Genomic DNA, 9,201 nt, shown 5'->3' on the forward strand with positions numbered 1-9,201 from the left:
CAGGGGCGGAGCGGGGGTTTCGGCGAGCACCGCTCGCCGCCCGCGGAGCCGGTCGGCCATGCAGGGCCGACCGTGGGACGGCTCCTACGAAAACCGCGACGGTGGTGCCCTTCGCAGGAGCAGACCCCGTCCGCGATCCGCGCGTTGATCACGCGGCGTCGCGTCATCGGAGACCGGCATCGCCTGCAGGGGCGGAGCGGGGGTTTCGGCGAGCACCGCTCGCCGCCCGCGGAGCCGGTCGGCCATGCAGGGCCGACCGTGGGACGGCTCCTACGAAAACCGCGACGGTGGTGCCGTTCGCAGGAGCGGACCCTGTCCGCGATGCGTGCGTTGATCACGCGGCGCCGCGTCATCGGAGACCGGCATCGCCTGCAGGACAGGCTCCTACGTAAACCGCGACGGTGGTGCCGTTCGTAGGAGCGGACCCTGTCCGCGATCAGAACGTGGTTTCTGTGATGCTGCATGTTCGGAGACGGGTATCGCGCGGCAGGCACTGCCGGTAAGCTGCGCCGCCATGTCGAACACCCTTGCCGCCGCGGTTCACAGCGAACTGCTCATCAAGAAGAGCCGCTTTATCGGTTGCGTCGAGCCGATGCGCGACCGCGCGGCGGCGCAGGCACGGGTGATCGAGCTGTGGCGGCAGCACCCGGGTGCGACGCATGTGTGCTGGGCGTTGCTGGCGGGCGGACAGTCGGCGGCGGTCGATGACGGTGAGCCCAGCGGCACGGCCGGGCGGCCGATGCTCGAAGTGCTGCGTCATCAGGATCTGGAAGGCGTGCTGGCAACCGTGGTGCGCTACTACGGCGGCATCAATCTGGGCGCCGGCGGTCTGGTGCGCGCCTACACCGACGCGGTGGCGCAGGCGCTGCTCACGGCGATCAAGGTGCCGCTGACCCGCCGCATCACGCTGCGCTGCACCCTGCCCTATGCGCTCGAAGGCACGGTGCGGCGCGAGATCGACGCGGCGGGTGCCACGCTGGGCGCGGTGAGCCACGACTCACTGGTCGACATGCGCATCAGCCTGCCCGAACCGTCGGCCGCAGACTTCGTGGCGCGCCTGAATGACGCCACGCAGGGACGCATCGGCTGGATCCGCGAAGACGCCGGCTGAGCGCCCCCACGCCAGGCCCCCCGCGAGAGCCCTTCAGCGCAAGCCGAAAACAAGCACACCGCTCCAGCGGCACCTTGCACCTTGAATCTTGAATCCAGCCCTCAAGCCGCGACCAGCGTGTGCAGCCCGCTCCACAGCGCGCCCGGCGCCAGTTCCAGCGGCTTGTCGGCCAGTGCCGGTTCGAGGCACAGAAAATGTCGGAAGTCTCGGTCCGGCAGGTCGGACAGTGCGCGCGCCTTGTGTTCCCAAGGGTTCCACACGACAAGATCGGGAAAGCCGGTGCTCTGCAGTCCGAGCGCGCGGCCGGGTTCGTTCAGCACGACGCTGTCGGGCGCGCCGACATACACGCGGTCGATTTCGTCCTCGACCACCACCGCATCGAACTTGTCCAGGGTCGCCCGATCGCCCGCAGTCGCATCGAGGTAGCGCTTGCCGCGCAAACCTTCGACGCGGCAGTTTTCGACTTCGCCGACGCGCAGATAGGTGTGCAGCGCGGCGGCGAACATGAACGGCGCATCTCCGGTGTTTTCCGCGCTCAGTTCGAGGTCGAGCCGGTTGCCGCTCAGCATCACGGTCAGTTCCAGCAGGAAGGCGTGCGGCCACAGCGCGCGCGTCGCCGCGTCGTCCCGCAGCGTCAGCGTCACGGTGACGAAATCGGCCGCCGCCCGCTGTTCGGTCAGTTGCCACACCCGGGTGCGCGCAAAGCCGTGGCGCGGGCCGTCGCCGCGCGCTGCGAACTGCGGAAAGATGACCGGGATACCGCCGCGGATTGCCGCCTCCCCGTCAAAGCGCGCATCGGGCGACAGGTAGAGCCGCTCCTTGCCGCCCGCGGGTACCCAGGACAGGATGTGGCCGCCGAACAGGCTGACGACGCAGCGCGCGCCGTCGGCCGCTTCGAGTGACAGCGCGGGCTGGCCGTGGAATTCGGTGGGAAGGATGTGTCCGGTCTTGTCGGTCATTGTGTCATTGGAGAATTGAATTCAATCGTCGAGCCCGGCGCGCACACAGGCCACATAGGCGGCGCCGTCGGGCGGCTGGCGGTCGCGCTGGGCGCGCCAGATGCTCTCGCCCAGGCAGTCGAGCACCCGGTGCAGCGCCTCGTGTTCGTCACCCATCTTCGCGCGCTGCGCCTCGAAGGCGGCGCGCAGCCCGGGTGGCTGGTCGATGGCCAGTTGCTCTTCGATCGCCAGATGCAGCGACAGGTGCAGGAAGGGATTCGTCTCACCCAGTTCCGGCGGGTATTCGCGGGTGAGCGCGCGCTCGCCCTGGTCGAGCAGCGCGTGGTATTCCGGGTGGCGGCCGATCAGCGTCAGCGCGATGGTTTCCATCTGCGTCAGCGGCTGGCCGCTGTTGCGCTTGGCCCAGGTGTCGAGAAAAAACTGCCGGGCCTGGTCGCGGGTGGGATTGAACATGGGGCGGAGCGGGATCGTGCGGGCGGCCATTGCACCACAAAGCGCCACAGAGCAACACCCGGCGTCCGCGGCGCGTCAGCTGTCGTCCTCGACATGCACCGCCTGCAGCACGACGGCGGCAATCTCCTCAATCGATTTGTGGGTCGATTCGAGCCAGCGTATGCCTTCCATGCGCATCAGCTTCTGCGCCGCATCGACTTCGTAGCGGCAGTTGGAGAGCGAGGCGTACTTGCTGCCGCGCCGCCGCTCTTCGCGGATCTGCGACAGCCGCTCCGGCGCGATGGTCAGGCCGAACAGCTTGCTGCGGTACTTCACCAGTTCGGTTGGCAGCTTGCCGCGCTCGAAATCTTCCGGAATCAGCGGGTAGTTGGCGACCTTCACGCCGAACTGCATCGCCATGTAAAGGCTGGTCGGCGTCTTGCCCGAGCGCGACACGCCGACCAGAATCACGTCGGCCTTTTCCAGTTCCTTGTGCGACATGCCGTCATCGTGCGCCAGCGAAAAATTGATCGCCTCGATACGGTTCTGGTAATCGGCGCTTTCTTCCGCGCCCTTCTGCCGGCCGACGTTGTGATTGGCCGCCTGCCCCAGCTCATCTTCCAGCGGCCCGACGAAGTGCTCGAACAGATCGAGAAAGAGCGCGTCGGCCTGGCGCACGGTGCGCGCCACCTCGGCATTGACGATGGACGTGACCACAATGGGCCGCACGCCGTCGCGCATCTGCGATTCGGTGATGCGTTCGACGCAGTCGAGCGCGTTGTCGACCGAATCGACGAAAGGCACGCGGGTGTGCCGGAACTTCACGCCCTCGAACTGCGAAAGCAGGCTGCGGCCGAGCGTTTCGGCCGTGATGCCGGTACTGTCGGAAATGAAGAAGACGGTTCTCATGATGTGTTCTGATCCAGTTCGGTGCGCAAACCGCACAGTCGGCGCAAAATTTTCCGCAGTGCACCACCGACATTAACTAAAATACCGGGTTTCCGCGCACTGATCCGGTGCATCGGAAAACTGCACGATCGCCGCAACAAGCGATCGCCCCATGTTCAAGAGAGGATACCCATGTCTCGCTATGTCATCCCGTTCGAACAGCTGCGCATGACCGACGTCGAAAGCGTCGGTGGCAAGAATGCGTCACTGGGCGAAATGATCAGCCAGTTGCCCAAGTCAGTGCGCGTACCCGGCGGCTTTGCCACCACGGCAGAGGCCTTCCGCGAGTTTCTCGCACAGGACGCACTGGCCGATCGCATCCACGCCGCTCTCGAAGCGCTGGATGTGGATGACGTGAATGCCCTCGCGCGCACCGGCGCGCAGATCCGTCAGTGGATGATGGACACGCCCTTCCCGGCCGCACTCGAAGCCGGCATCCGCGCCTCGTATGCCGAACTGGATGCCGCCGGCAACGGCTCGTTCGCGGTGCGCAGTTCGGCCACCGCAGAAGACCTGCCGGACGCATCCTTCGCCGGCCAGCAGGAAACCTTCCTGAACATTTCCGGCATCGACCACGTGCTGCACGCGATCCGCGAAGTGTTCGCCTCGCTCTACAACGACCGCGCGATCAGCTACCGCGCGCACAAGGGCTTCATGCACGCGGGCGTCGCGCTGTCAGCCGGCGTGCAGCGCATGGTGCGTTCCGACAAGGGCGCAGCCGGCGTCATGTTCACGCTCGACACCGAATCGGGTTTCCGCGACGTTGTGTTCATCACGTCCAGCTACGGTCTGGGTGAAACCGTCGTGCAGGGCGCGGTGAATCCTGACGAGTTCTACGTGCACAAGCCCATGCTGGCCCAGGGTCGCCCGGCGGTCATCCGCCGCACCCTCGGCAGCAAGATGATCAAGATGGAATTCACCGCCAGTGCGTCGGCCGGCCGCAGCGTGCAGACCGTCGATGTCACCGACGCCGACCGCCAGCGCTTTTCGCTGACTGACGCGCAGGTGCTGGAACTGGCGCGCTACGCGATGACGATCGAGGGGCACTACGGCCGCCCGATGGACATCGAGTGGGGCCTGGACGGCATCGACAGCCAGCTCTACATCCTGCAGGCGCGCCCGGAGACCGTGAAGTCGCACGAATCCGGCATGACGCAGCATAAATTCCGCCTGAAGCAGTACGGCAAGGTGCTGGCCAGCGGCCGCGCCATCGGCCAGAAGATCGGCGCCGGCCCGGTGCGCATTGTCGAAAGTTCGTCCGAAATGGACAAGGTGCAGGCCGGCGACGTGCTGGTCACCGACATGACCGACCCGAACTGGGAACCGGTCATGAAGAAAGCGGCCGCCATCGTGACCAACCGCGGCGGGCGCACCTGCCACGCCGCCATCATCGCGCGCGAGCTGGGCATTCCGGCCATCGTCGGCTGCGGCGACGCGACCGAGACACTGGCCGAGGGCGAACTGGTCACTGCCAGCTGCGCCGAGGGCGACACCGGCAACATCTATCGCGGCCGACTGGATTTCGAAGTGGTCACGTCCGACCTGTCGAACCTGCCCGACCTCGATCTGAAGATCATGATGAACGTCGGCAATCCCGAACTGGCGTTCGATTTCGCGCAGTTGCCGAACGAAGGCGTGGGTCTGGCGCGGCTCGAATTCGTCATCAACAACACGATCGGCATCCACCCGAAGGCCATCCTTGAAATCGACCAGGCACCGGCCCGGCTGCGCGAGGAAATCCGTCGCCGCGCGCGCGGCTACGCGAACCCCGAAGCCTTCTTCGTCGACAAGCTGGTCGAGGGCGTGGCCACCATCGGCGCCGCCTTCTGGCCCAAGCCGGTCATCGTGCGCCTGTCGGATTTCAAGTCGAACGAATACAAGAAGCTGCTCGGCGGCGACATCTACGAGCCGGACGAAGAAAACCCGATGCTCGGTTTCCGCGGCGCCTCGCGCTACATCGCGCACAGCTTCCGCGACTGCTTCGAACTGGAATGCCGCGCCATGCGCTACGTGCGCAACGAGCTCGGCCTGACCAACGTCGAAATCATGGTGCCCTTCGTGCGCAATCTGGGCGAAGCGGCTGAAGTGGTGAAGCTGCTCGGCGAACACGGCCTGAAGCGCGGCGAGAACGGCCTGCGCCTCATCATGATGTGCGAGATTCCGTCCAACGCGCTGCTGGCCGAACAGTTCCTCGAGTACTTCGACGGCTTCTCGATCGGCTCCAATGACCTGACGCAGCTCACGCTCGGACTGGATCGCGATTCAGGTCTCGTCGCGGGTGCCTTCGACGAGCGCGACCCGGCGGTCAAGATGTTGCTGTCGATGGCCATCCGCACCGCCAACAAGATGGGCAAGTATGTCGGCATCTGCGGACAGGGCCCGTCCGACCACGCCGACTTCGCACTGTGGCTGATGGACGAAGGCATCCAGAGCATGTCACTGAATCCGGATACCGTCGTCGAAACCTGGCTGAAACTCGCCGCCCACGCCAACGAGAAATAAGTACGGGAATCTGCAGAGCGGCGAGGCCGGAGTGGGGTTTCGGCGAACACTGCTCGCCGAGCGCGTACCCAAGTGGCCGGAGGGCTGTGGGAGCGGCGGCCTCGCCGCGATCGAGCCGTGACCATCGTTGTGCAGCGTGCGTATCGCGGCGGGGCCGCCGCTCCCACAAAAAACTTCGCTACTCTCGGCTCACCCGAAAAAACTGCACTGCTCACCGCCTGCAGTTGCCTGGCTGAAAACGCAGACGAAAAAAAAGCGCACTTTGCAGTGCGCTTTTTTCATCGGAGACCGCCTTGCGGCGGCATCACGCTGTCTGAAAAATCAGAGCGGCTTGATTTCCGAGGCTTGCAGACCCTTCGGGCCGCGGGTCACTTCGAAGGAAACCTTCTGGTTTTCCTGGAGCGACTTGAAGCCGTTGCCTTGGATGGCGGAGAAGTGCGCGAACAGGTCTTCACCACCGTCGTCCGGCGAAATAAAACCAAAACCCTTGGCGTCGTTGAACCACTTAACAGTACCAGTTGCCATTTTCAATTCCTTTGAATACAGATTTAAACAGGCCATCGCGATGTGCGGTGACCATAGTGCAGGGAAACCTCAAGGGGAATATGGCAAGCGGAGTACTGACTTGAAAATCGAGAACCGACGCACAACACGTTCATGCTTGAAATCACCTACAGCAGTGCTTATACGGGATTTAACGAAGCGACGCAAATGCTATTTCAACGTTTATTGCAGTAACGATCGCCGCCGCGGGGCGATATCCATCGCGGCATGATGTTGAATGCGCGTTGCGGCCACATGGATAACGATCGAGAGCGCATCGTCTAAACATGCCAATGAGCTTTATATCGTCCGCAAATGCTTGTCGGAAAAGAATTTTATTTCACACGTATCTCAGACACCTTCATCCCCGACAAGCCTGGCATTGCGCTCTCGTCAATGTGACACGCTTGCAAACACCCTGTAGTCAGGGTCCTGCACGCCACCATCGCAGCACCCCGAAATTTTTCATCGGATTCGACACTTCGCGCGCTCTGTTGATCGGCATTGCAGGCGATGCGCGGCACTGCGTGATGGCTATCCACGACAGCGCTCGATCAGATTCAATCAGACCTTGCCGGTGGCGCATGTCTGGGCGACGCGCATCAATGGCTCAGACGGCCTGCCCCGCGCACCAGCCGGACGACCACGCCCACTGGAAGTTGTAGCCCCCGAGCCAGCCGGTTACATCGACCACCTCCCCGATGAAAAACAGCCCGGGGACTGCACGGGCAGCCATGGTTTTCTGGTCGAGCCCGCGCGTATCCACGCCGCCCAGCGTCACTTCCGCCTTGTTGTAGCCCAGCGTGCCGGCAGGCTGAATCAGCCAACCCTTGAGGCAGCGCGCGATGTCGCCCAGCGCCGCGCGCGGCAACTCGACCAGCGCGGCGTTCCAGCTGCCCGCGCCTTCGACATCCACCCACTGCTGTGCGAAACGCTTCGGCAGATGATCGGCGAGCAGGGTCGCCAGCGTCTGTCGGCCGGCGCGTGCGCCGTGCAGCCAGGCTTCGGCGTCATGCACATCGGGCAACAGATCAATGGCCACAGGCTCGCGCGCGCCCGCCTGCTGCCAGTAACTCGACGCCTGAAGAATCGCCGGGCCCGACAGGCCGCGATGCGTGAGCAAGGTCTGTTCGCGGAACGCCGGACCGTGGCACGACGCCGCCGAATCGAAAGACGCGCCCGACAGCTCGCCGAAGCGCGCCAGCCAAGCCGGGTCAAGCGCCAGCGGCACCAGCGCCGGCTTCGGCGGCACCACCGCCAATCCGAACTGTTCGGCCAGCCGGTAGCCGAAGGGAGTGGCGCCGATCTTCGGCACCGTCAGCCCTCCGGTCGCCACGACCAGCGAGGCGCACTCGCGCGGACCGTCGTCGGTGTCGACGCGAAACCCCTCGTCGGTGCGCGCGACCGCAGTCACTGCCGACGGCGTCTGCCAGCGCACGCCGGCCGCGTCGCACTCAGCCTTCAACATATCGATGATCTGCATCGACGAGTCGTCGCAGAACAGTTGGCCCAGTGTTTTTTCGTGATACGCGATGCCGTGGCGCTCGACCAGTGCGATGAAGTGCTGCGGCGTGTAACGCGACAGCGCCGAGCGGCAGAAATGCGGGTTCTGCGACAGGAAGCTCGCTGGCGTGAGATCACGGTTGGTGAAATTGCAGCGCCCGCCGCCCGAAATGCGGATCTTCTCGGCCAGCTTCGCCGCATGGTCGATCAACAACACCGATCGTGCGCGCGCGCCGGCCGTGGCGGCGCACATCATGCCCGCTGCGCCGGCACCGATCACGATCACGTCAAACTTCATGGAAATCAATCGGGCCTGAATTATCTGGCCGTCGAGTGTAGCGCGGGCGCGTCCGCCGATCTGCGCCAGGCTCACCGGCAACGGATTACCGAGCCGGGAATACGCGGATCTCGTCGCCCAGATCGAACATCAACACCAGCCGCGAGGTGGGGTAAGAGGCTTCCGCGTTCTGGGCGTCGGACCAGTTGGAGAAGGTGACAGCGGTCTCGGGCGAATCGAGCCAGTGATTATCAGCCCGCGCGTGCTGGTTCGAGGAGCGGCAGAAGTATCTGAGGGAGATGCGGCATTCAAGCCCGAAGCCCATGAAGATGGCATCGGACGGAAGGTCGAGCAGCCGCTTCAGCATATCGACCGAAGACGTCCACGACGGTTGTGGCGATCGCTCTACAATAACTTCCGCACCACATTTCCCACCGCCGAGTCGCTGCCTCATTGCTGAACCCTCCGTCATAAAAATGCAATATTAGCAGCCGAGGGGTGCCCGGAATAGCCTAACGACATAAGAGCACCTGAAATGCTGGACCGAATGGGAAAACCCCGAGCACGCAGGAACGGCCGCGGCAGGCTCCTACGAAAACCGCGACGGTGTTGCCCTTCGCAGGAGCGGACCCCGTCCGCGATACGCGCGTTGATCACGCGACATCGTGCGTTCGGAGACCGGATCGCCTGCAGGGGCGGAGCGGGGATTTCGGCGAGCACCGCTCGCCGCCCGCAGAGCCGGCCGGCCATGCAGGGCCGACCGTGGGACGGCTCCTACGAAAACCGCGACGGTGTTGCCCTTCGTAGGAGCGGACCCCGTCCGCGATGCGCACGTCGAGCATGCGATGTTGCGTGTTCGGAGACCGGATCGCCTGCAGGGGCGGAGCGGGGATTTCGGCGAGCACCGCTCGCCGCCCGCAGAGCCG

Annotated in this window: 8 protein-coding genes; 2 read left to right on the forward strand and 6 right to left on the reverse strand. The window is 64.5% G+C overall.

All coding sequences use genetic code 11. From position 1 onward, the window contains the following. The first annotated feature begins 514 nt into the window (after positions 1–514). Entirely contained in the window at positions 515–1,111 is a 597-nt protein-coding gene (locus Q8R75_RS00005; protein WP_305614286.1) for a YigZ family protein, read from the forward strand. A 101-nt stretch (positions 1,112–1,212) separates the two neighbouring features. On the opposite strand, the gene Q8R75_RS00010 is transcribed toward Q8R75_RS00005, so the two are convergent. From Q8R75_RS00010 to Q8R75_RS00020, 3 genes are all read right to left on the reverse strand, one after another. After that, complete coding sequence (locus Q8R75_RS00010) at positions 1,213–2,070, reverse strand: D-hexose-6-phosphate mutarotase (RefSeq protein WP_305614285.1); 858 nt, start codon at positions 2,068–2,070, stop codon at positions 1,213–1,215. Between the two features lie 21 nt (positions 2,071–2,091). After that, positions 2,092–2,523: a DUF1841 family protein gene (locus Q8R75_RS00015; RefSeq protein ID WP_257082485.1), complete on the reverse strand. Its 432-nt coding sequence runs from the start codon at positions 2,521–2,523 to the stop codon at positions 2,092–2,094. Positions 2,524–2,598: 75 nt separating this feature from the next. Then, positions 2,599–3,411, reverse strand: a complete 813-nt coding sequence (locus Q8R75_RS00020; protein WP_305614284.1) for a pyruvate, water dikinase regulatory protein — start codon at positions 3,409–3,411, stop codon at positions 2,599–2,601. A gap of 171 nt (positions 3,412–3,582) precedes the next feature. Between Q8R75_RS00020 and ppsA the strand changes: the two genes are divergently transcribed. Beyond that, positions 3,583–5,952 (forward strand): phosphoenolpyruvate synthase, encoded by a 2,370-nt coding sequence (gene ppsA, locus Q8R75_RS00025; protein WP_305614283.1) that lies wholly within the window; start codon positions 3,583–3,585, stop codon positions 5,950–5,952. A gap of 321 nt (positions 5,953–6,273) precedes the next feature. Here ppsA and Q8R75_RS00030 read toward each other — a convergent pair whose 3' ends face one another. From Q8R75_RS00030 to Q8R75_RS00040, 3 genes are all read right to left on the reverse strand, one after another. After that, the gene (locus tag Q8R75_RS00030) at positions 6,274–6,477 is read right to left on the reverse strand and encodes a cold-shock protein (RefSeq protein ID WP_019917894.1); all 204 of its coding nucleotides are present in this window, start codon (positions 6,475–6,477) and stop codon (positions 6,274–6,276) included. A 628-nt stretch (positions 6,478–7,105) separates the two neighbouring features. Beyond that, positions 7,106–8,296: an NAD(P)/FAD-dependent oxidoreductase gene (locus Q8R75_RS00035; RefSeq protein ID WP_305614282.1), complete on the reverse strand. Its 1,191-nt coding sequence runs from the start codon at positions 8,294–8,296 to the stop codon at positions 7,106–7,108. An 85-nt stretch (positions 8,297–8,381) separates the two neighbouring features. Next, positions 8,382–8,729 (reverse strand): hypothetical protein, encoded by a 348-nt coding sequence (locus tag Q8R75_RS00040; RefSeq protein ID WP_305614281.1) that lies wholly within the window; start codon positions 8,727–8,729, stop codon positions 8,382–8,384. Between the last annotated feature and the right edge of the window lie 472 nt (positions 8,730–9,201).

The organism is Methyloversatilis sp. (assembly GCF_030696805.1).
In the GTDB taxonomy this organism is placed as follows: Bacteria; Pseudomonadota; Gammaproteobacteria; order Burkholderiales; family Rhodocyclaceae; genus Methyloversatilis.

Coding starts and splice junctions, on each gene's coding strand:
- Q8R75_RS00010 (WP_305614285.1), bottom strand. CDS start 2,070: ATGACCGACAAGACCGGACACATCCTTCCCACCGAATTCCACGGCCAG.
- ppsA (WP_305614283.1), top strand. CDS start 3,583: ATGTCTCGCTATGTCATCCCGTTCGAACAGCTGCGCATGACCGACGTC.
- Q8R75_RS00040 (WP_305614281.1), bottom strand. CDS start 8,729: ATGAGGCAGCGACTCGGCGGTGGGAAATGTGGTGCGGAAGTTATTGTA.
- Q8R75_RS00015 (WP_257082485.1), bottom strand. CDS start 2,523: ATGTTCAATCCCACCCGCGACCAGGCCCGGCAGTTTTTTCTCGACACC.
- Q8R75_RS00005 (WP_305614286.1), top strand. CDS start 515: ATGTCGAACACCCTTGCCGCCGCGGTTCACAGCGAACTGCTCATCAAG.
- Q8R75_RS00035 (WP_305614282.1), bottom strand. CDS start 8,296: ATGAAGTTTGACGTGATCGTGATCGGTGCCGGCGCAGCGGGCATGATG.
- Q8R75_RS00020 (WP_305614284.1), bottom strand. CDS start 3,411: ATGAGAACCGTCTTCTTCATTTCCGACAGTACCGGCATCACGGCCGAA.
- Q8R75_RS00030 (WP_019917894.1), bottom strand. CDS start 6,477: ATGGCAACTGGTACTGTTAAGTGGTTCAACGACGCCAAGGGTTTTGGT.